The sequence below is a fragment of the Opitutales bacterium genome (genome assembly GCA_013215165.1).
Lineage (GTDB): Bacteria > Verrucomicrobiota > Verrucomicrobiia > Opitutales > JABSRG01 > JABSRG01.
The window spans coordinates 1-21,180 of record JABSRG010000024.1 but is presented as its reverse complement, the minus strand read 5'-3'; the positions used below and the strand labels follow the sequence as shown (position 1 = coordinate 21,180).

21 protein-coding genes are annotated in these 21,180 nt (G+C 51.9%); 20 read left to right on the top strand and 1 reads right to left on the bottom strand.

The genetic code is table 11. The annotated features are described in order from the left end of the window. Positions 1 to 40 precede the first annotated feature (40 nt). Complete coding sequence (locus tag HRU10_06890) at positions 41 to 1,156, top strand: Gfo/Idh/MocA family oxidoreductase (GenBank protein ID NRA26958.1); 1,116 nt, start codon at positions 41 to 43, stop codon at positions 1,154 to 1,156. Then, entirely contained in the window at positions 1,149 to 1,835 is a 687-nt protein-coding gene (locus HRU10_06885; protein NRA26957.1) for a lysophospholipid acyltransferase family protein, read from the top strand. The genes HRU10_06890 and HRU10_06885 overlap by 8 nt, the downstream gene beginning before the upstream one ends. Here HRU10_06885 and HRU10_06880 read toward each other — a convergent pair. Then, positions 1,832 to 2,377: a hypothetical protein gene (locus tag HRU10_06880; GenBank protein ID NRA26956.1), complete on the bottom strand. Its 546-nt coding sequence runs from the start codon at positions 2,375 to 2,377 to the stop codon at positions 1,832 to 1,834. The two genes, HRU10_06885 and HRU10_06880, sit on opposite strands and share 4 nt — an antisense overlap. A 412-nt stretch (positions 2,378 to 2,789) precedes the next feature. Here HRU10_06880 and HRU10_06875 point away from each other — a divergent pair, with 412 nt between their 5' ends. The 18 genes from HRU10_06875 (at position 2,790) to HRU10_06790 (ending at position 20,991) form a co-directional block, all read left to right on the top strand. Then, positions 2,790 to 3,740 carry a DUF4097 family beta strand repeat protein gene (locus tag HRU10_06875; GenBank protein ID NRA26955.1) on the top strand — a complete coding sequence of 317 codons (951 nt, stop codon included), beginning with the start codon at positions 2,790 to 2,792 and terminating at the stop codon, positions 3,738 to 3,740. A 39-nt stretch (positions 3,741 to 3,779) separates the two neighbouring features. Further along, positions 3,780 to 4,793 carry a porphobilinogen synthase gene (gene hemB, locus HRU10_06870; GenBank protein NRA26954.1) on the top strand — a complete coding sequence of 338 codons (1,014 nt, stop codon included), beginning with the start codon at positions 3,780 to 3,782 and terminating at the stop codon, positions 4,791 to 4,793. A 133-nt stretch (positions 4,794 to 4,926) separates the two neighbouring features. Then, positions 4,927 to 5,949: a rod shape-determining protein gene (locus HRU10_06865; protein ID NRA26953.1), complete on the top strand. Its 1,023-nt coding sequence runs from the start codon at positions 4,927 to 4,929 to the stop codon at positions 5,947 to 5,949. Between the two features lie 19 nt (positions 5,950 to 5,968). Next, positions 5,969 to 6,808: a rod shape-determining protein MreC gene (locus HRU10_06860; GenBank protein NRA26952.1), complete on the top strand. Its 840-nt coding sequence runs from the start codon at positions 5,969 to 5,971 to the stop codon at positions 6,806 to 6,808. Between the two features lie 4 nt (positions 6,809 to 6,812). Beyond that, on the top strand, positions 6,813 to 7,352 hold the full coding sequence (locus tag HRU10_06855; GenBank protein ID NRA26951.1) for a hypothetical protein: 540 nt from the start codon (positions 6,813 to 6,815) through the stop codon (positions 7,350 to 7,352). Beyond that, on the top strand, positions 7,349 to 9,313 hold the full coding sequence (locus HRU10_06850; GenBank protein ID NRA26950.1) for a peptidoglycan glycosyltransferase: 1,965 nt from the start codon (positions 7,349 to 7,351) through the stop codon (positions 9,311 to 9,313). The genes HRU10_06855 and HRU10_06850 overlap by 4 nt, the downstream gene beginning before the upstream one ends. A gap of 75 nt (positions 9,314 to 9,388) precedes the next feature. Next, positions 9,389 to 10,015 (top strand): thioredoxin family protein, encoded by a 627-nt coding sequence (locus HRU10_06845; GenBank protein ID NRA26949.1) that lies wholly within the window; start codon positions 9,389 to 9,391, stop codon positions 10,013 to 10,015. Then, the gene (queG, locus tag HRU10_06840) at positions 10,008 to 11,033 is read left to right on the top strand and encodes a tRNA epoxyqueuosine(34) reductase QueG (GenBank protein ID NRA26948.1); all 1,026 of its coding nucleotides are present in this window, start codon (positions 10,008 to 10,010) and stop codon (positions 11,031 to 11,033) included. The genes HRU10_06845 and queG overlap by 8 nt, the downstream gene beginning before the upstream one ends. Beyond that, complete coding sequence (gene moaA, locus HRU10_06835) at positions 11,030 to 12,049, top strand: GTP 3',8-cyclase MoaA (GenBank protein ID NRA26947.1); 1,020 nt, start codon at positions 11,030 to 11,032, stop codon at positions 12,047 to 12,049. Before queG ends, moaA begins: the two co-directional genes overlap by 4 nt. A 169-nt stretch (positions 12,050 to 12,218) precedes the next feature. After that, complete coding sequence (locus HRU10_06830) at positions 12,219 to 15,146, top strand: TonB-dependent receptor (protein NRA26946.1); 2,928 nt, start codon at positions 12,219 to 12,221, stop codon at positions 15,144 to 15,146. A 537-nt stretch (positions 15,147 to 15,683) separates the two neighbouring features. Continuing rightward, positions 15,684 to 17,138: a PLP-dependent aminotransferase family protein gene (locus tag HRU10_06825; GenBank protein ID NRA26945.1), complete on the top strand. Its 1,455-nt coding sequence runs from the start codon at positions 15,684 to 15,686 to the stop codon at positions 17,136 to 17,138. Between the two features lie 156 nt (positions 17,139 to 17,294). Beyond that, entirely contained in the window at positions 17,295 to 17,486 is a 192-nt protein-coding gene (locus tag HRU10_06820; GenBank protein ID NRA26944.1) for a hypothetical protein, read from the top strand. A gap of 109 nt (positions 17,487 to 17,595) precedes the next feature. After that, positions 17,596 to 18,006, top strand: coding sequence for a hypothetical protein (locus tag HRU10_06815; protein NRA26943.1), 411 nt, complete (start codon positions 17,596 to 17,598; stop codon positions 18,004 to 18,006). Further along, positions 18,007 to 18,498 (top strand): transcriptional repressor, encoded by a 492-nt coding sequence (locus HRU10_06810; protein ID NRA26942.1) that lies wholly within the window; start codon positions 18,007 to 18,009, stop codon positions 18,496 to 18,498. A 246-nt stretch (positions 18,499 to 18,744) separates the two neighbouring features. Beyond that, complete coding sequence (locus HRU10_06805) at positions 18,745 to 19,107, top strand: winged helix-turn-helix transcriptional regulator (protein ID NRA26941.1); 363 nt, start codon at positions 18,745 to 18,747, stop codon at positions 19,105 to 19,107. Between the two features lie 16 nt (positions 19,108 to 19,123). After that, positions 19,124 to 19,561, top strand: coding sequence for an arsenate reductase ArsC (locus HRU10_06800; GenBank protein ID NRA26940.1), 438 nt, complete (start codon positions 19,124 to 19,126; stop codon positions 19,559 to 19,561). Beyond that, positions 19,558 to 20,637: an ACR3 family arsenite efflux transporter gene (gene arsB / locus HRU10_06795; protein NRA26939.1), complete on the top strand. Its 1,080-nt coding sequence runs from the start codon at positions 19,558 to 19,560 to the stop codon at positions 20,635 to 20,637. The genes HRU10_06800 and arsB overlap by 4 nt, the downstream gene beginning before the upstream one ends. 96 nt (positions 20,638 to 20,733) lie before the next feature. Next, a complete protein-coding gene (locus HRU10_06790; GenBank protein NRA26938.1) occupies positions 20,734 to 20,991 on the top strand; it encodes a transposase in 258 nt (85 codons plus the stop codon). Positions 20,992 to 21,180: the final 189 nt, after the last annotated feature.

The following is a 21,180-nucleotide window of genomic DNA, read 5'->3' as shown; positions in this document are numbered from 1 at the left end:
GAATTTACTAAATATGAATAAACGTAAATTGAAATATGGAATGGTCGGCGGTGGTCACGGCGCGTTTATCGGAGCCGTGCACCGTATGGCAGCAAATCTAGATGGGCAGCTTGAGCTAGTCTGCGGAGCTTTTAGCTCAAAACCCGAGAAGAGCAAAGCCTCCGGTGCAGATCTCTTCCTGCCAGAGGAACGTTGTTATGGGACATTTGAGGAGATGATGTTATCTGAAGCTGCACTGCCTTCAGATGTCCGTATGGATTTCGTGGTGATAGTGACGCCAAACCATCTCCACTTTCCAGCAGCCAAGTCTGCAATGGAAAACGGCTTTCATGTGGTTTCAGACAAACCTGCGACTCTCACTGCTGACGAAGCTCGCACCCTGCGCTCGCTCTCGAAAAAGACGGGGCTTCTCTACGCGCTCACGCATAACTACACGGGCTACCCCATGGTGCGGCAGGCTCGTGTGATGGTGCGCGACGGTATGTTAGGCAAAATTCGCAAAGTGGTTGTCGAGTATCCTCAAGGCTGGCTTAGCCAAGATGATGGTGGAGTCTGGCGCACAGATCCCGCGATTGCCGGTGCTGGGGGTTGTTTAGGAGACATAGGCTCACATGCCGAGAATTTGGCGGCTTACATCACGGGTTTAGATTTGGACGAAATCGCAGCGGATCTCACGGCCTTTGTTGAGGGCCGTCGCTTGGATGACGATGTGAACGTCCTGCTGCGATACAAAGGCGGGGCAAAAGGCATTCTCCAGAGTTCGCAGATAGCGGTGGGCGAGGAAAATGATATTCGAATCTTTGTGTATGGAGAAACGGGGGGCTTGGAGTGGCGTCAGTTTGAATCAAACACCCTTCTTTTCAAACCTGATGGAGCCCCGGTTCAGCGCTACCGCACCGGCGTTGGCGAACTGTCACCCGAAGCGGTCGCAGCCACCCGCGTTCCAGCTGGGCACCCCGAGGGATATATTGAGGCCTTTGCCAATATTTATGTCGGCTTCACTGACCACTTACGTTCGATCTTGGATTCAGACTATGAGCGTAATGCTGTGCTGGACTACCCAGGAGTGGATGAAGCCGTTGCCGGTATGGCCTTCATCGAGGCGGCAGTGGAGTCCAGCAAGAAGAATGCAGCTTGGACTAAAGTGAATGCCTAGACCTGCATCAAAAGCGGATGAACGGGGTCGCCGCGACGTGCATCACATCGAGTGGTGGCGGGGATTGTTACTGTTCCCTCTCGCTGGTCTGCTCAGGCTTTGGTGTCTGACGCTTCGATTCCATCTCTCCGAACGAGACCGCGATACGATGTTGAATACTCCCGGTCCGGTCGTCTTTTTACTTTGGCATAACCGGCTTTTTGTTGCTGCTGAGGTATATCGGAGGTTGCGTAGGGGTTATCAAGTCAGTGGCCTAATCAGTGCATCCAAAGATGGTGCATGGTTGAGTGCTTTTTTTTCACTCATGGGCATAGGCACGGTACGGGGTTCAAGGAACTATCGTGGAACTCAAGCATTGCGTGAACTTGCTGCCCACGTGAAGCGAGGAGGCGACATAGCGATCACGCCGGATGGATCCCGTGGGCCGATTTATGAGATGAAACCCGGTGCTCTGTTGCCTGCGCGGCTGGCTGGGACTGTGATCATTGTTTCGTGTCGCTTTTCGAGGTATCGCCGCCTCTCCTCCTGGGATCGCTTTTATATCCCGATGCCCTTTTCCTCAGTATATCTTCGTTGCGAGTATTTTAATTATGCAGAGATAAAAAAAGCGCATCCGACCACTGAAGATCAGACGCGCTTTTTTGAAGATAGGTTAAATACTTTAGCCGAGTTCTCTTAGAATGAGGGAGACAGTGAAATGTCTTTGCCCGCCTTCACCTTGGCGTTCTCGCCCGCGGCCCAGTGTGTGTCGTTGATCAAGACTTTTACTTCGGCTGATCCCTTCACTTTGTCAGTGGTCCATGTCCAGGTGTCGTCGTTGATACATGTCATTTTGATACCTTTATCCCACGAGAGTTCGCCACCCTCGCCACGGATAGACAGATGGTTGCCGAATCCGACATCCACCCGAGCAATGACAGTGGTCAGGGCGCCAGATGAACGCTTCGATGGCACGGTCTTTTTCTTCGGAGCGGCTTTCTTTTTCGGGGCTGCTTTTTTGGGAGCCACCTTTTTCTTTGGAGCCGCCTTCTTCGGGGCTGGGCTCTTCTTAGCCGCTAGTGATTTAGTGACTGAAGCAGGTGCCTTTTTGGATGGGACTTTCGAACGGCTGGCCGCTTTAGATGCTGCCGATGTTGAAGCTGTCTTTTTGGGAGCAGCGCTTTTCTTGGGAGCCGCTTTTTTTAAAGCCGCTTTCTTTGATGCAGTTTTTTTCGGAGCCATAGGTTGATCAGGTGTGTGGTGTGAGCGTGAAGAAAAAGCTTTTGAACATTCGGCTGATAAAATCCGAAGCTACCCGATAGATAGGCATATTGGATTTGTTAAGTGAAATATGCCGAGATTGCATGGAATTATCATTCCGTTCTCAGGGTTTAGATAAGCGATTTAGGATAATCATTCATTCCGGGTAACGAAATTACGGGATATGCCTTAACTGCAAGCATTTGAATATATAGGACAGCTCTTGTTTCGAAACAGCCATACTGTAGTCCATAATATCGGGCTAAATTCGGGATTAGGATTTGCCCAACACATGGCGAGCGTAGCGCACTTGTAATCCTATTGCTTGTGAGAAAGTCCAAATTTTGACAAAAAAACTAGACGGTTGAGTGTCAGCAGGTCGCTTGAAGGCTTCATGGATACTAGACTCGTTCGAAAGAAAGCATTCCTCTTTGCGTGTGCAATTGCAATCTCAACCAACGCGTTAGGTGACGGCGTCGAAGAGAACTTCAGCGAGCTATTTGATGCAGTGGATTTGGTTGCCTTGGACATCGATGTCCAGGCTGCAAATATCGTGGTGGTTGGAGGGGATGAAGCGAGGGCGCGGGTGAATTGGTCGATTGATTATCGAACAGACGATCCTGAGAAGGCGGCCGAATTACGCGACGCCATGAGGCTTGAAGCTTCGACTGAATCGGGTCAGCTCAGAGTGTTGCTGCGCCAGGGAGTGGGCAAGGGCTGGAAACGTTTTTTTCAATGGGGAAGTCAGCCACGTATTCGGCTAGAAGTGACGGTGCCTTCTTCGATGCAAGTCACGGCGCGTACCTCCGGCGGAGGGATCGAGGTCCTGAACATGAACGGAGATTGTATTGTGAAAACCTCCGGAGGCCGTATTGAGATGGACCGGATAAATGGAGATGTCATGGCGCGGACTTCTGGCGGTGCGATTCGCTTGGATGCCATTGATGGGAACATGGATGTAAAGACAAGTGGCGGTGCCATCAAAATCGAAGACTCGATGGGCTCTGTCGAAGCTAAGACTTCGGGAGGAAGTATAGACATCGAGACGATGGGGGAAATCGTCATTGCTGAGACCACTGGCGGCTCTGTGTCGGCGGAAGTCTCTGGAATCGAGGTAAAGGCGGTGAAGCTCAACACCATGGGGGGCGGGATCTCAATAGCACTCGATCCTCGACTGGGAGGAACCCTGGATGCGAAGACTGAAGGCGGGCGTGTTCGTCTTGATGATAATTGGAATTTTGAAGGGGAGAGAGAAGGCAGCGAGATGAGGGGCAGCTTTGGAAGCGGGGATGCAGAAATCCATGCGCGTACTTTTGGCGGTGGGATCCGTATCAAAACGCTTTAATTACTTTGCTTCGCCGGGGAAATTCCGTTGTCTTTCGGCATGGCTGATTCCTCACAGCATGACGCTTTTATCCTGCCTCAGAGACCGCGACGTCTGAGGAAGAATCCGGCTATCCGCGATCTGGTCCGAGAGAATTTTCTCCGCCCTACTGATTTTGTTTTGCCATTGTTTGTGGTCGATGGCGATGCGGCACCTGAAGAAATCGCTTCGATGCCGGGCCAATTTAGAAGGTCGATTACAGATACCGCCCAGTTTTGTAGCGAGTTAACCCAGCGGGGATTGCGTGGAGTCGCCTTGTTTCCCAAACTTGACCGGTCCTTGAAGACAGAACGAGGCGATGAAGCCCTCAACCGGGATACACTCATCTTGCGTGCCGCGCGAGCGGTCAAAGCTGCTGCGCCTGGACTTCAATTGTTCACAGATATTGCGCTTGATCCATATACGACCCATGGTCACGACGGGGTGCTCACAGAAGACGGCAGTGATGTCGATAACGACAGCAGTCTCGAAGTTCTTGCACAAATGGCTCTGCTTCATGCCGAGGCTGGGGTCGATTTCGTGGCACCGTCCGATATGATGGATGGGCGTGTGGGTGTGATTCGCGATGCCCTAGAGGACTCCGGCTATTCGTCCGTCGGAATTATGGCGTATACTGCCAAATATGCTTCAGCTTACTACGGGCCTTTCCGCGATGCCGTCGGCAGCGCCCAAGCCGCAGGCACTCATTTGCTCTCCAAGCATACCTACCAAATGGATCCTGCGAATCGGCGTGAGGCGATTAATGAACTCGAATTGGATGAGGCAGAGGGCGCTGATATTGTCATGGTTAAGCCCGCTGGAAGTTACCTCGACATCATTCGAGATTTGCGGGAACACACTCAGCTGCCCGTCGCGGCTTACCAAGTTTCTGGAGAATACAGCCAGATTCATGCGGCGGCTCATCAGGGATGGTTGTCTCTAGAAGAGACGCGCGATGAAGCGCTTATTGCTATCAAACGAGCCGGGGCTGATATCATTTTTTCCTATTTTGCTGAGCAATATCTCCAAGAGTAGGTCACTTGAGGTAGGAAACATGCTCTTTTCCTTTTTATTCTGTGAGAGTTGCCGTCAAAACTAGCTAACACTTAGCTTTGACTTCGTTGTGTGACGCGCGACGCTCACGGCAAACAACTTAAAATACCCACCCGTGCTAGGCTTTTTATCGAACGACATAGGAATTGATTTGGGCACCGCGAACACTTTGGTGTTTGCTAAAGACAAAGGGATCGTGCTGCGCGAGCCCAGCGTGGTAGCCATTTATACTTCAACCCGCAAAGTGTGTGCGGTCGGCTTGGAGGCGAAACGAATGTTGGGGCGTACTCCTGGTAACATCACTGCTATCCGACCCATGAAAGACGGCGTGATCGCGGATTTCGAGATTACTGAGGCGATGCTGAAGTATTTTATCAGCCGAGCTCAGCAGAATGTGAAGCTCGCTGCCCCACGGGTCGTGGTTGCTGTGCCATCAGGAATTACAGAGGTGGAGCGCCGGGCTGTGAAAGATTCCGCAGTGCGTGCGGGAGCAAGGGATGTGGTGTTGATCGAAGAACCGATGGCGGCAGCGATTGGAGTCGGTCTTCCCATCGAAGATCCCGCTGCCAATATGATTGTCGATATCGGAGGGGGCACAACAGAGGTCGCGATTGTATCTTTGGCGGGTGTCGTCTTTACCAAAAGTATCCGTGTCGGCGGAGATGAAATCGACAACGCCATCATCAACTATATGAAGCGCGCCTACAACCTGATGGTAGGTGAGCGCACGGCTGAAGAAATTAAAATCTCCGTAGGTTCTGCTTATCCGATGGATGACGAGATGAGTATGGAGGTGCGCGGTCGCGATTCCGTAGCCGGGCTCCCCAAGACGATTCAAATTACTTCCCAAGAGATACGTGAAGCTCTGGCAGATACGATGAGCGCGATTATAGAGCTCGTGCGCACTGCCTTAGAGCGTTGTCCTCCTGAGCTGTCTGCAGACCTGGTGGACCGTGGTCTGGTGCTTGCCGGAGGGGGCGCATTGATCCGGGGATTAGACAAACTCATTTCAGATGCAACGGGTCTGCCAGTGATCGTGGCAGATGATCCACTCAGTGCTGTTGCAAACGGAACTGGGATGGTGTTACAAGAGCTGCAATTTCTCCTCAAGGACCTTGCCATGGGGCGGGGGAGCTGAGCCACCAAGGTAGAAGCCTGTGCGCTGGAAGTCGCTGGAGCCCTACCGACCTTTCATCCTGTTTGGCATTTTTATCCTCGGGTGGTGGTTTGCGCACGGCCTTGTGCGTCGCGTTGCAGAAGACATTCTCTACGAAGTTCAAGCTCCCCTCTGGTCGGCGGCATCATACGTGGCAGACACGCAATCTACGATTGGCGCGCGGACCCACAGTCGCCGGGAGTTAATTGAGGAAATTCGGGATCTACGTCGGCTCAATGGGGCCTACCAGTTGCGCGTTGGAATGGTAGATGACTTACAGCTCCAGTTGTCACAGCTCGAAACCTTTCTCGATCTCCCGCCCCAGCCCAATTTTCGCAGCGAAATTGCCCGTGTCGTTCGCCGGGATATGAACCACTGGTGGCAACGCATCGTGGTCCGCAAAGGCGCGGTACATGGCATCGTGGAGGGAGCCCCGGTGATCTTCCAGGAGGGGATCGTGGGCCGCGTGGTGGATGTGCATGCGTATACTTCTGAAATCGATCTCATTACCTCACCGCGCTTTCGAATTGCTGCACATTTTGAAGGGGACCCGCGCCCAGTGACTTTCGAAGGCTGTGGAGGTGGGAATTTTACACTGCCTTACGGGGCTGTGCGCAATGTCCCGTCGGACCTGATCGTTTCCTCTGATGCACCCCTGCGCCTTGTGTCATCAGGCCTTGGTGGGATCTTCCCAGCAGGCCTGAGCATCGGTGTTGTCTCAGATCTATATCCCGGAAGAGACGGCATTTTTCTGGAAGGGCGTGTGGGTCTTCCAGAATCTCTTTTGAGTATTCAAGAGGTGGCTATATTACTTCCAGCAGCAGACTCGAAAACGCTGTAGATCGATGATTTTAGAGCCCTTACTCAATCCTAGATTTTGGCTGCCTTTGGTAATGAATTATTGCCTCATTGCGGTGGTGGGATACCTCAATCATACTCTGTCAGCGACGGGCGTGAGTATCTTTTTAGTTGGGGTGCTGCCTTTATTTTTGGCACTTAATCTCACCGGATTTTCTGGCTTTTTTGGCTGTGTCTTTAGCGGATTGTTATTGGATGCGATATCCCCCGCCTTTTTTGGTATGTATGGCCTATCTTTTGGTGGGATATTTGTAGCAATCCAATTTTTTCGTGGGCGCCTCCATCGTGGGAATACCGGACAGTTCATCTTTCTGGCTCAGGCGGTGAATGTATTTTGCTTTATTCTTATTACTCTTTTTAGTCTTGGGGACGCTACCTTGATCCAAGAAATTTGGGTGCAATTAGTTGTGAACCTTTTCCTCTCCACTGTAGTCTTAACGCTTGTGGCACCCTGGTATCTCGACTTGCAGAAGAGCACTTTGCGGTTGGCCTTCGGTATACAGATTTTCAAAGAAGACCTCCGTTGACTGACGATCCTAAACTCATACGCCGCTATGATACGCACAACCCGCGTATCAGCGTATTTTTTTGGGTCTTGGGACTTTGCATGCTGACCCTATCAGGGGGGCTCGCATACCGCCAACTCTTCCAATATAAAGAGTATTTGGACCGTGAAAAGCGTCAGGCCCAAAGGCTCATCGTTTATCCTGGGCCTCGGGGGAATATTTTTGATCGCAACGGTGAGCTTCTCGTTGGAAATCGGCCGCGTTTCTCGGCGGTGGTTTATCCCGATGATCTCAATCAGCTCCGGCGTAGTGAGTTTTATCCTGATTACATCCTACGCCGCCGGGCATTTGATCAAGCAATTAGAGAAGGTAAAAAAGAACCTCCGAAGACAACTTCAGAGCTTGTATCAAAGTTGGTCTGGGAAGCCCGCCAATCGGTGCTCCAGAGTCATCTTGATCGCGTTAACGATCTGACGGGCCGGAATGAGGTTCTCGATCTGCGTAGACTACAGCGGCACTACAACGAAGAGCGTCTTTTACCCTTAACCCTCATGGACGATCTCACTCCCGAGGAATATGCAATTTTGGTGGAACAGTTATCCCCCAATTCACCGGTAAAAATTCGTACGGAGAGTGCCCGATTCTACCCGCATGGAAACGCGGCGTCTCACACCTTAGGATATGTGGTGAATCGGTTCGTTGAAGACGAAGAGGTAGAATCTGATGCAGCGTCGAATCTCATGACGTTTAAGCTGAAGGGCAAAGTAGGCCGAGCCGGCATTGAGCGCCACTTTGATGAACGGCTCAAAGGAGCAGCAGGAACCGAGATATATCGCGTCGATAAAAGCGGATACCGTGAAGGCTTGGTGGAGCTACATCGTCCCAGTAAAGGAGCGGATTTGGTAACGAGTCTCGACCTTAGAATGCAATTAGCAGCCGAGGGTGTGGTGGGCGATAAAACGGGTGCGGTGATCGCCTTGAAAGTGGATACGGGCGAAATCCTGACTCTCGTCAGTAAACCCGATTACAATCTCAATGATATGTCCCCTTTCATTTCCCATGCTGTATATCAAGATATCAACGATCGTGGCGCGTGGATCAACCGGGCGACTCAAGGTCTCTACCCGCCGGGGTCGACCTTCAAAGTCATCACATCGATTGCCGATTTAAAGCACGACATCATCGAGCCGGATACGCGGTTGGAGAGTGGAAAATACTTCCGTGTCGGTAATCGCCTGTTTCCCTGCCATAGCGATTATGGTTATGGAGTCATCGATGTCGCGGAGGCGCTCTCTGTATCGGCAAATGTATTTTTTTACCGTACCGGAATGGATCTTGGCATTGATCGCCTGAGTGCTGAGGCAAAACGTTTCGGTATCGATAAGCGAATCGATCTTGAGCTGCCCTTTATGGCCTCGCGGATGATCGTGCCCAGCAAGGCTTGGAAGCGTGAGAATGGGCGCGGTGGATGGGTGCCTGGGGATACGGCCAACACCTCGATTGGTCAGGGTTTTCTGCTGACTACCCCCATGCATATGGCACTGGTAGCGGCGTCTGTAGCGCGTGGGGAGACTCGCACTCAACCGACACTGAACAAGCTGCCTGTCGGCGTGGCCGTGGATCATGCTACCGAACCGATCGGGCTCCAACCGGAAGAGTATCAGGCTATTATTGATGGTATGGAACTCGCGGTGACCGAGGGCACAGCCAAACTCGTTCAAGTCCCCGGTCTCCGTATCGCTGGAAAAACAGGGACCGCACAGGTCAAAATCAAGGGTGAGGATTCGACGCTGGCCTGGTTTATCGGTTTTGCGCCCGTAGAGGAGCCACAGGTGGCTGTCTGTGTCATGATCGAAGGCACGCAACCTGGCGACAATTTTCACGGCGGAAGCACCGCGGGTCCAGTGGCTCACGAGGTCTTCAAAACTTGGTTTGCTGATTTTGATGGCGGGAGTCGGGCGCTGCTTTCTGCAACCGAATAGGCAGATGTTTTTTTGTGGCATCGATCCGGTCCGCCTAAGGTTGCATCGTCGACAATCCTCTGTTTGCTAACATCCATGGTCGCTGTTCCGTCTACAATGCATCCGCTCGGCTGGGAAGCCGCTCACTTCACGCTGCCCGAGCCCTTGTCTGGAAATATCGTTTCTCTCGACGAATACAGAAACAAACCGGCCCTGTTGATCGCGTTTATCTGTAATCATTGCCCTTATGTGCATCACATTCGCGACGCCTTCGGCCAATTGGTCCGCGACTATCTACCGAAGGGGTTGGGAGTGCTGGCAATCAATAGCAACGATGTCGACCGTTACCCTCAAGATGCGCCGGATCGCATGATTGAGGAGGCACGGAATCACCGATTTCCCTTTCGCTACCTTTTCGATGATATGCAACAGGTGGCCAAACTCTATGGCGCGGCCTGTACGCCTGATTTCTTCCTCTTTGATAAGGATCTAAAGCTCGCGTATCGTGGCCAGTTTGATGCATCGCGTCCCGATCATCCCACCGCCCCGGAAGGCCCGACGCGTGGGGCAAAGGCGACCGGGGATGATTTACGAAGTGCCATCGATCTTGTCCTTCAGGGCCACGAAGTCCCGGAAGTTGACCAACATCCTTCCCTGGGCTGTAGTATCAAATGGAGGCCAGGTAACGAGCCAGACTGGTTCCTGCCTTACATGCATGGTTGAGCATGACAGCCTGAATGCTGCCTGCCGAAAACAGGCGCTCAGCCTTGGGATCGATGCCTGTGGCTTCGCTCCGATCGACGTCGAACTGCGAGGCGATTATTATCGTAAGTGGATCGCTGAGGGAAAACACGGGACCATGCGTTGGATGGAGAATCGTATCGATACACGGCTCCATCCGGACAAAGCCTGGCCTGAGGCTAAAACTATCGTCGCCCTAGGGCTAAATTATTATCAACAAGAACCGGAGCGTCGCGGTCGTATTTCAAAATATGCCCTAGGTAAGGACTATCACAAAGTCTTCTACAAAAAGCTCAAACAGCTCTGCACTTGGATGCGTGAGCAAGGGGGAGATCAGCGGCCTTATGTCGATACGGGCCCTATCTTAGAGAAACCGCTGGCCGAAGCGGCAGGGCTCGGGTGGCAGGGTAAGAGCACGATAATCATCAACAAGAAATTTGGCCCCTATCTTTTTCTTGGGACGATTATAACCACTCTGGAATTTGATCGTGATCCCGCCATCAAAGACCACTGCGGACGCTGCACGAAGTGCATCGACGTGTGTCCGACTCGCGCTATCACTGCCCCGTATCAACTCGATGCGCGGCGCTGCATTGCTTACCTGACGATTGAGCACGACGGACCGATACCAATAGAGTTTCGGCGGGCGATCGGGGATCGGCTGTTTGGTTGCGACGCGTGCTTGGACATCTGCCCCTGGGTGCACTGGGCTCAACAAACCGCTGAGGCAAAGTTCACGCATCCAGGCTTACCTGATCTGCGTGAGATGTTAGCCTGGGATGACGACGCATTTCACGCTGCCTTTGCGGGCACTCCAGTCCGCCGATTAAAGCTACCGAGATGGAAGCGAAACATTTGCGTGGTTTTGGGGAATATCGGAACGGATGAGGATATCCCAGCCTTACGCCAGGCGGCTAGCTCACAGGATCCACTCTTGGCAGAACATGCCGCGTGGGCAATCCAGGAGATAGAACTGCGGAAAGGAGTCAGCATCGCATGAGTCTGCATCACCCACCCCTAGATAGACTTGCCCGGCCTATCCGCGACCTGCGTATTTCATTGATCGACCGCTGTAATCTGCGCTGCACGTATTGCATGCCGTCCGAGGTCTTCGGTCCAGACTACGCCTTCTTGCCTCAGCGGGAATTGCTTAGTTTTGATGAAATCGTCCTGCTCATCGAGGCATTTGCTGCCTGCGGGGTTTCTAAGATACGCCTTACTGGAGGTGAACCCCTCTTGCGCCCAGGTGTCGCGGAATTGATTCAGAGGATCAAGGGCATTGGGGGGATCGAGGATGTAGCTCTCACGACAAATGCTATCGCGTTGCCGCGCCATATACTCGCCCTGAAGGCCGCTGGTCTGGACCGGGTCAATGTGAGCCTAGATGCAATCGATCCAGAAATCTTTCGGCGCATGAGTGGCGGGCGTGGCGACGTCAAACGCGTCTTGGATGGTATCGATGCCGCCGCGAATGAGGGGCTGCCGGTGAAGATCAATATGGTGGTGGAGCGCGGAGTCAATGAACACGAGATACTGCCTATGGCTCAGACATTTCGTGAACGTGGACATACGCTGCGATTCATCGAATTTATGGATGTGGGAAACCACAATGATTGGAATCAAGAGCGGGTCTACCGTGCTGCGGACATCCTGAAAGACTTACGCCGTTCGTTTGAGCTTATACCGATCGACGCTGCCTATATGGGTGAGGTGGCCAAACGTTACCGCTATTCCGATGGGGCCGGTGAAGTGGGGTTCATTACATCAATTTCCAAGCCCTTTTGTGGGGATTGTTCGCGCGCACGGATTTCTGCGGAGGGGAAGCTGTTTACCTGTCTTTTCGCCTCCATAGGGTATGACTTTCGAAAATGGTTGCGTGATGGCGAAGATCCAGAGGCTCTGACTCAACGCATTGTTAAGATTTGGTCGGCTCGCGAAGACCGTTACAGCGAGTTGAGAAGTGAGCGAGTGAGTGATCGGAGCAAGAAAGTGGAAATGTCGTATATCGGAGGCTGAAAGCCGGATGCAGCCGCAGGGAGTCTATTTGTGCTAAGTTCCTATTACTTTTCTGTGGCGCTTGTCGTCTAAGACGGCAGCGAATCTAAACCAACGACTGTCAATGAACGCCGCTTATCTCTCGCAGCCTTCACGCTGTACACGATTGTTCTCAATCGTCTCTCTAACCTTGCTCGGAGTGACTGTTACCTATGCCCAAGATCCTGAGCTCCTCGAATTGGAGACGTTCACCACTACGGGTTCGCTTATCCCAGCTACGGATACGGCTCTGGATGCCCAAGCTTCGCCGCTCATCCGTTTAGAGCGCGCTGATATTGAGAAGTATGGCTATGCCAATACGTCGGAATTTCTGCGAAATTTGACCGTAAATAATGGAGGGGGCGTGCCAGTGAGTAATAATGCTACCGGATTCACACCGGGTGCGGCCTCAATGTCACTGCGCGGTCTCGGCTCGGACGCCACACTTGTTCTGATAAATGGCAAACGCGTGGCTGCTTATCCACGTGGTGATGAGGGGACTACTGCCTTTGTAGACCTGAATTCGATACCATTGGAGGCGATTGAGCGAATTGAGATTCTTAAAGACGGAGCCTCATCTATCTATGGCGCCGATGCGATCGCCGGTGTCGTCAATATTACCATGCGATCTGACTTTGAAGGATCTGAGTTTACGGTGCGCTATGGTAATACGTTCGATGAGGATTCATCCGAGGTGAGCGCGTCATATCTGGTGGGTTATGGATCAGATCGTTTTCATATTACAGCGGGTGCGCATTACTATAGTCGCAATGCCATCTTTAACCGCGATCGGGATTACTCAGCGCTGCCACTGTTTGTTAGCACCAATGCGCGCCCGGTAAACACCGAGGTGTCTTACGCAGCGATCGAAGAGGCTTACCTGAACGCCGGGCTGACGCCCCCAGATGGCTTGTTTGATCCCGATAGCGGCGATCTGTTCGACTCATTTTCTTTCGTCAGCCCGACCTACCTCAATTATATAGACGGTAGTTTTATTGATGGGCTGCCACTGGAAGAAGTCACAGGCACTGAGACGATCGACCAGTATCTTATATCCGATCTGATTCCCGATGGTTTCGAGCTGAGCTACTTTAACTTCAACCTGACATCACAGTCTTTTCCTGAACAAGAGCGCGTGGGTGGATTTGCGACCTACGAGTATGATGTGATCGCCGACGGCTCGATTCAACTTTATGGGGATGTCTACTATCAGCAGACCGAGATCATCAACGAGCTGGCACCGACCGCTACGGGTAATTTTTCAAATCCGACGGGCGCGTCGATCGTCATTCCCGCGCGCACAGCCGCGCCCATCGGCGGCCGCCTCGATGGGGTGCCTGTAGACGCCTTTAATCCTTGGAATCTTTTCAACGAGGACATTTCTGGATTTACCCGCATGCGGATTTGGGAGCATGGGAACCGAGTTGATGTGGATACCACGGACGCATTTCTTGCGACGGTAGGGCTTCGGGTCGACGATATGGCAGATACCAGCTGGGACTTGGATGTGAGTGTTCGCTACAGCCGTATCGAAATCGAAACCGAGGCCGAACGCATTCAAATCTCTGCCTTTAACGAGATTCTGAACCAAGCCTCTCCGCTCTTTCAAACGGGCGGAGAATTTGAGGGTCAGGCGGCTTTCAATCCATTCAACAGCTACCTCGTAGATATCAAAAACAATTTTGATCTCATCGACTATGCCACGGTGAATTTGATCAGTGAGCGCGAATCCGATTTGGCGTTTGCTCAAGCGCTCTTGGTGAACCCCGAGCTTTTGGAATTACCCGGCGGTGAGGTCGGGATTGCTCTAGGTTATGAGCATCGGCGTGAGTCTGTGACCGAGCGTCCTGACCTACTAGCATTTACTGGCGATGTTTCTGGCGAATCAACAGCAACGATCACCGACGCGGCGCGCTCGACCCAAAGTGTGTTTGCCGAAATGGATATTCCCATAGTGAGTCCAGAGCAGGATGCACCCGGTATTCACAGCCTCGATATAGTTTTGGCGGGTCGCTATGAGAATTTCGTTACTCAAAAAGATAGCACTTTTGTCGGTAAAGGCGCTGTACGCTATCAACCTATTGAGGACCTTACCTTGCGCGCCTCGTGGAGCGAGGGATACCGCCAACCGTCCTTGTTTGAGCTGTTTGCGGAGGGCCAAACTGCGACGTTGACGGGCATCCGTGACCCGTTGACGGATGAAGAGGATCCAGAAGTCGATGCTACCATTGCTTCGAGTCCTCTGCTGGAAGCTGAAGAGGCTGTGACGCAGACTGTAGGCTTTGTTTATTCTCCGAGCCAAATCCCAGGCTTCACGGTTTCCTTCGACTACTGGGATGTGGAGCGCGAAGGAAAAGTGGATGTCAACCTGCAGGACGTGGTGAATCGCGACGCTTCAGGTGGCACCCTGCTCCCCGGTGAGAGTGTGGAGCGCAGCGACGACGGCCGTATCGTCCTTGTAAACGGTGTCTTTCGCAATGTGGGTGCCACCGAGACGGATGGATTCGATATCACCATCAACTATGGCATCGCGACCGACATCGGGTTCTGGGAATTTGGTGCGTCGGCTACGCGGACACTATCCTACGAAGTTCAGGATTTCGAAGGAGCGCCCTTTCATGATTATCTTGGCTTTCCGACAGATATCGTCTTCCAAAACTTCGATGAAGACGGTAATCCCACACCCAACGCATCCCCTACTTTTGATCAAAGCAGGGATGCCTACCTGAAGTGGAGAGGTGCCGGCTACGTGCAGTGGAATTACGAGGGATTCGGTGTCCGCGTCAACACGCGCTATATCGATGGATATAAGGACAAAGAGCTCGACCCCATGACCTTTGAATCCACTGATCGCGAAGTCGAGGATCGTTGGATTTTCGACGCTCAAGTCAGCTACAGCCTGATGCCCGACTCTGACGATTGGTATGGTGCCATCGACGTTACGCTGGGTGTAAATAACGTCTTTGACGAAGATCCTCCCTTCGTCTCCGGTGATGCATTTAATGCCGAGGGGTACCCGTCATTTCTATACACCTCAGAGAACCGCTTTTGGTATCTGTCGCTCAGCAAGCAACTTTAACACCCGGATTATGCAATAGATCGCGGCAACTGAGGTAAACGTGGTCGTGATCGTCTTCGTTTTCGTGATCCAAATCTGACCTTACGCGATACAAAAAGCCGACGCTATGAGCGTCTATATTTTTGAGAGAAAGAGCGGAGAGAAATCCGCGAACTAACGCTAATCCACGCCAAAGAATACTTTCTCTGCGCCTGTGAGCTCTGGGTTCGATCTGCGTTGCAGCTATATCATTTGGATGGCCGGTTGACGCGGAAGAAGCGCGAACACCCGATGATCATGGACGGAGGTGCTTCTGGAGGAGTACCTTCTGGTTTATGTAAGAGGCATGGGAGCGCATTGAGCCATGAGCTCAGGCGTTGTTTGAATGTGAGAACAGAGCTGGGTTTCATCACTCTATTTTCCTCGATCCAGTTTATTTAAGGAGATGCACATCGCAGATTTTATGGCAGAAGCAGAGGGTGTGTTTAGAATCTGTACTAGTTGTTTTTTAAAAAGGTTGAAGCTGTCTCATTTCTGTACCCTCGCTAAGATACCCACATGAACCTTGAGACCGAATTGACCCGTTACCGCTACGAAGCAATTGCGGCATCGTTGGCTGATCAGATCGGACGGGGCGTTTTCCGTGCAGGTGAGAGCTTGCCGTCAATCAGAGCTCTTAGTCGAAAAGAGCGCTGCAGCGTCGGTGTCATCACTCAAGCGATGGCCGTGCTCGAGGCAAAAGGTTATGTCGAGGCTCGTCCGAGATCTGGCTACTATGTCCGAACGCGTGCAGAATTGATTCATCCAGCGAGTCCGTTAGATCTTGAGCCCCTGGAACCTACCCGAGTTGGGGTATCTGACCTAGCCGCTCAGGTATTTCATGCTGCGAGTAATCGTCAGCTGGTTCCTCTCGGTACGGCGGTGGTCGCTCCTGAGCTTTTGCCCAATGAAAAAATTTCACGGCATCTGGCAGCCGCTTCGAGAGAATATGTATCATCGTTGGGCCACTATGAACACTCTGACGGGAGCAAGCGGCTCAGACACGTGCTGAGCCAGCGCTGTTCGATCGTCTATTTCGACGTATCAGAGGAAGAAATTACTGTTACCGTGGGTGCCATGGAGGCCTTAAATTTGGCCATCCGCGCGGTTGCTAAGCCCGGCGAAATTGTAGCGGTCGAGTCACCGTGTTATTTCGGTAATCTGGATATTTTAGAAAGCCTAGGCATGAAGGCGATTGGTATCCCATGCTCTGCAAAGACAGGCATCCACCTAGATGTTCTGAAAACAGCATTAGAACGCTTTGATATTAAGGCCCTGGTGATCAATACGAACTTCAGTAATCCCAGTGGTCATTGTATGAGTGAGACGCATCGTCGTGCCTTGATCAGTTTGTTGGACGACTACGGTGTGCCGTGTATTGAAGACGATGTCTATGGGGACTTATCCTTCAATGGTGTGCGCCCACTCCCTCTCAAGGCCTATGACACAAAGGGTATGGTGATCTACTGCACCTCGTTTTCTAAGTGTTTGTCTCCAGGGCTGCGCATTGGCTGGGTTGCCGGAGGACGCTTTACGGAGCGAGTAAGGCGCTTGAAATATATAACGACGTTCACTGGACCGCTCGTTGCTCAATTGGGACTAGCTCGGTATCTAGAAACGGAAGCATATGACCGTCACCTTCGGCGTTTACAGGGTGCCTTGGAGACACAGATGTTGCAGATGATTGATCTCGTGCATCAGGCTTTTCCCGAAGGTACTGCGATTAGTCAGCCCCAAGGGGGCTGCTGTCTCTGGGTTGAGCTGCCGCACGGAGTTTCTGGAATGAGACTCTATGAATTAGCCTTAAAAGAGGGGATCAGCCTCGCGCCTGGTGAATTGTTTTCAGCGCAAGGGAAGTTCACGAACTACATCCGCCTATCCACAGGGCAGCCCATCAACCATCAGATTCACGAAGCCATTACGATTCTAGGGCGTTTCAGTCGCGACCTTATGTTAGATAGCATATCGATATAGCCAAATCCGTGGCACTCAGACTCATTCTCAACAAAGGATCTTTTATTGAGAATGGCTATCATCCGCAACTGCGCTCCAGATGCCAAGGTTCCTTGATTTCAGGGACTTGCAGACGTAATTTGATTTCTACATCAATCCCCGAACTGGAGCAATCTTATGAGCATAGATACTAAAACTGAAGTATGCGCGCAATGCGCCCACTGGAACGCAACTGCTGGTGACGCCGGCGAATGTCGCCGCCAACCCCCTCAAACCTTGTCCTTCAGTGTGTCAGGTGAGGTGAAGTTTGCGATCCGTTTCCCTGAGACAAGCAGCACCGATTGGTGTGGTGAGTTCAAGGCAAAGTAAGCGAATTCGCTACGCGCACAGTGCAGAGGAAGGCCAAAAAACCTTCCTCTTTTTTTGCTATTCGCAACTTTTCCATTGATAGTGCGTCTCATTAGCCGACACTCGGATAATGGACGCTATAGCTTTCAACGCAGTAATAGGACAGGTAGCAGAACGCTTCAGCGATGCTGCTGACGATATTCTCGATCTGCGAACAGCAGTGCTGAGTCGTCCTGACGCTGGCCAGTGTATGCAGTGTTTCTTCAGAATTTATGGAACGAGCATCACGCGCAGACAACATGCCGCAGACCTCGCCCCCCTTATTCCACTTAAACGCTGGATTGAGGAAAACATCGATATCGTAGCCCGCGAGTCCTCTCATAACGAGCTAGAACGCCTTCCTGTAATGATTGATGACGAGGACCTCGAAGGCTTTTGCTACCGCGTCATGCGTGAATTCCAGCAGGATCGCTCCTACACGAGCGAGTCGATTGAGCTGAGCTTGGATTTCAAAAACGATCAGACTTCATCGGCGGCTTAAATGAATACAGACACGCAACCGCAGTCTTCATCCTTCATTGAGGAAGCGATCGAGTATTGGAGATCGAAAGGCAGCTCGCTCACACAAGTCCGGCGTGTTTTATGCGAAGTGTTAGAACAGGCTGAAGACCCCCTCGACGCCGAGGCCGTCCTGGCGCGCGCAAAGCAGATTGATCGATTGATTTCCTTGTCCACCGTGTATCGGACGCTCTCGGCGCTGAGTTCAGCGGAGTTGCTGACCGAGGTAGAAGGGGGTGAAGGTAAAAAACTGTATCACATTGCCGCACGGGATACCGGCGCGAGCAGTCATATTGTCTGCACGGATTGTGGGCATGTTACCCCTTTAGAAAATCCCTGCCTCGGCCTCAGGGAGAGTGCCTCAGTTCAGACTCAAGGCTTCAGCCCCAAAAAGATCAACCTACGCGTCGAAGCTGAGTGCAACACCCTTAAGACAGCGGGCAATTGCGAGCGTAAGTCGACGGAGGATCAATAAGGTCTTTAACTCGGGAACGCCAATCCCCAGCTTGGCTCCTGTGGGTCGTGAACACCTGGTCCAGGCAATCCCGAACGCTTTCGGGTAGAGTGTCTGCATCTTACCCCCTAATGCCCCTTCGTGGTTCTGACGGCACAGCATTATTAGCTCAATTTTGAATATCGTAGCTATTCCCGACGGCAGCTTTATTTTGTAAATCAGGATTGCAATTTATATATTATTAAATGCATATGCTTGCCGAGGAATATGCAATCACTGGCTCTTTTTAAATGTCTGAGTGATCCCCAACGGGTGCGCATTTTGGCGCTCTTACTTCGGGGACCTTTGTGTGTATGCCATTTTATGGAGATACTCGGGGCTGACCAGGTGAAGGTGTCGAAGCAAATGCGCTATATGAAAGAACTCGGACTGGTCACAGGCGAGCGTGTGGCTCAGTGGATGGTCTATCGTCTATGTGATCCGCAAGACCCGGTGTTGCTGGCAAATCTAGAAGCGCTCGAGGAGATAAAGGATGGGGCGCTTCCATTTGACGACGATCGCTCTGTTCGGAGCGAGATAGTTGAGCGCATGGCCTGTGAAGGCGCACCATGCGCTGCTGCATTGATATAGATTTCAACGATTTATTATGACGAAACCGAAAGTATTGATTTTGTGTACGGGGAACTCTTGTCGCAGCCATATGGCCGAGGGTATCTTGCGGTCGGTGGCTGGAAACCAGATGGATGTTTTTAGCGCGGGCGCCGAGCCTTCGGGCTATGTGCATCCCACTGCAATCGAAGTGATGCGCGAGATAGGGATCGATCTCTCCGGACACACGTCCAAGCATGTGGATCAGTTCCTCGATGCGGGGATAACCACGGTGATCACTGTCTGCGGAAACGCGGATCAAGCGTGCCCGACCTTTCCAGGGAAAGTGGATCGATACCACTGGGGTTTCGAAGATCCACCTAAAGTCGCGCGGCCCGGCGAGACTGAGTTGGATGCCTTCCGGCGTATTCGCGACGAGATTCACAACGTATTTTCCGCATATGCGGCTGGATTTAAACAAGGGTTGGCATCATGAGCGACAATCCAGGAGCAGCCTGTCAGCCCGGGAACAAGAAACTGGGCTTCCTTGACCGTTATCTCACGGTGTGGATTTTTCTGGCCATGGCCGTCGGGGTGGCCATCGGCGCTCTGTGGGAGGGGGCGGAGAGTTTTCTGAACCAATTTCAGGTGGGCACGACAAACATCCCAATCGCCATCGGTCTCATCCTCATGATGTATCCACCTTTAGCCAAGGTGCGCTACGAGGAGATGCCACGTGTGTTCCGCAATGTGAAAGTGCTGATGTTTTCGTTGATCCAGAACTGGCTCATTGGGCCGGTGCTGATGTTTGTCTTGGCGATCATCTTTTTGCGCGATTACCCCGAGTATATGACCGGTGTCATTCTCATTGGTTTGGCGCGTTGTATTGCCATGGTGATTGTCTGGAACGAGTTGGCAGAAGGCGACAATGAATACGCTGCTGGGCTCGTCGCCTTCAACAGCGTGTTCCAAATCGTGTTCTTCAGCGTGTATGCATGGATCTTCATTACTTGGTTGCCCGGCGTCTTCGGCTTGGAGGGTAGCGTGATCGAGATCACAATGGGGGAGGTGGCCCAGAGTGTTTTTATCTATCTCGGCATCCCGTTTTTCGGAGGCATGTTGACGCGTTGGATCGGGGTAAAAGCTAAAGGCCGTGTATGGTATGAGGAGACTTTTGTCCCCAAAATCAGTCCGCTGACACTCATCGCTTTGTTAGGAACGATAGTTTTGATGTTCAGCTTCAAGGGCGACAAGATAGTCGAGTTGCCGTTGGACGTGATCCGAATTGCCATTCCATTGACGATCTATTTCCTAATTATGTTTTTTTTAAGTTTCATAATGGGGAAGGTCGTCGATGCGGATTATAAGCAAAGCGTCACCCTCAGCTTTACGGCTGCGAGTAACAACTTTGAGTTAGCCATCGCGGTGGCCGTTGCCGTTTTCGGGATCGGTTCCGGGGCAGCTTTGGCTGCAGTGATCGGGCCGCTCGTTGAGGTTCCGGTGATGATCGCTCTCGTGAATGTCGCCTTCTGGTTTCGTAAGAAGCTGTATCAAGATGAGGTCCGGGCGTAGAGCAGTGGATTTAAGGGGCCGTCTATTTCTTCGCCGAATGAGCTGGTCCCGCAATGTTGGACAGGTTGCTAAGAAGAAATAAGATACAAGCAACCGATGAAAAAACGACGTAAATTCACCGCTGAATTCAAAAGTAAAGTAGCGCTGGAGGCGCTGCGCGAACAGGAGCCGATCCACGACATAGCCAAACGGCATCAGATACACCCTACGCAGGTAACCGAATGGAAAAAGGCCTTGATGAGCAACGCCAGCAGAGCAGCGTGTTCGAAGGCACGCGTGACAAACACGAAGATAGCCTCAAGCAGAAGCTCAAAGAAGATCGTTTATACAAGCAAATTGGCCACCTCAAAGTAGAGGTGGATTTTTTAAAAGACAGCTGTGATGAGCTCGGTGTCACTCTCCCAGAGGATGGGCTTCGTTAAAAAGGAAACTCAAATGAGCCTTAAGAAACAGTGCAAATTACTCGGGATCCCACGATCGAGTTTTTACCACAAGCCCAAGCGCGCAGTGAGCAAGACTGATGAGATGCTAATGCAGTCTATG

Coding starts and splice junctions, on each gene's coding strand:
- HRU10_06890 (NRA26958.1), top strand. CDS start 41: ATGGTCGGCGGTGGTCACGGCGCGTTTATCGGAGCCGTGCACCGTATG.
- HRU10_06885 (NRA26957.1), top strand. CDS start 1,149: ATGCCTAGACCTGCATCAAAAGCGGATGAACGGGGTCGCCGCGACGTG.
- HRU10_06880 (NRA26956.1), bottom strand. CDS start 2,377: ATGGCTCCGAAAAAAACTGCATCAAAGAAAGCGGCTTTAAAAAAAGCG.
- HRU10_06875 (NRA26955.1), top strand. CDS start 2,790: ATGGATACTAGACTCGTTCGAAAGAAAGCATTCCTCTTTGCGTGTGCA.
- hemB (NRA26954.1), top strand. CDS start 3,780: ATGGCTGATTCCTCACAGCATGACGCTTTTATCCTGCCTCAGAGACCG.
- HRU10_06855 (NRA26951.1), top strand. CDS start 6,813: ATGATTTTAGAGCCCTTACTCAATCCTAGATTTTGGCTGCCTTTGGTA.
- HRU10_06845 (NRA26949.1), top strand. CDS start 9,389: ATGGTCGCTGTTCCGTCTACAATGCATCCGCTCGGCTGGGAAGCCGCT.
- queG (NRA26948.1), top strand. CDS start 10,008: ATGGTTGAGCATGACAGCCTGAATGCTGCCTGCCGAAAACAGGCGCTC.
- moaA (NRA26947.1), top strand. CDS start 11,030: ATGAGTCTGCATCACCCACCCCTAGATAGACTTGCCCGGCCTATCCGC.
- HRU10_06825 (NRA26945.1), top strand. CDS start 15,684: ATGAACCTTGAGACCGAATTGACCCGTTACCGCTACGAAGCAATTGCG.
- HRU10_06820 (NRA26944.1), top strand. CDS start 17,295: ATGAGCATAGATACTAAAACTGAAGTATGCGCGCAATGCGCCCACTGG.
- HRU10_06815 (NRA26943.1), top strand. CDS start 17,596: ATGGACGCTATAGCTTTCAACGCAGTAATAGGACAGGTAGCAGAACGC.
- HRU10_06810 (NRA26942.1), top strand. CDS start 18,007: ATGAATACAGACACGCAACCGCAGTCTTCATCCTTCATTGAGGAAGCG.
- HRU10_06805 (NRA26941.1), top strand. CDS start 18,745: ATGCAATCACTGGCTCTTTTTAAATGTCTGAGTGATCCCCAACGGGTG.
- HRU10_06800 (NRA26940.1), top strand. CDS start 19,124: ATGACGAAACCGAAAGTATTGATTTTGTGTACGGGGAACTCTTGTCGC.
- arsB (NRA26939.1), top strand. CDS start 19,558: ATGAGCGACAATCCAGGAGCAGCCTGTCAGCCCGGGAACAAGAAACTG.
- HRU10_06790 (NRA26938.1), top strand. CDS start 20,734: ATGAAAAAACGACGTAAATTCACCGCTGAATTCAAAAGTAAAGTAGCG.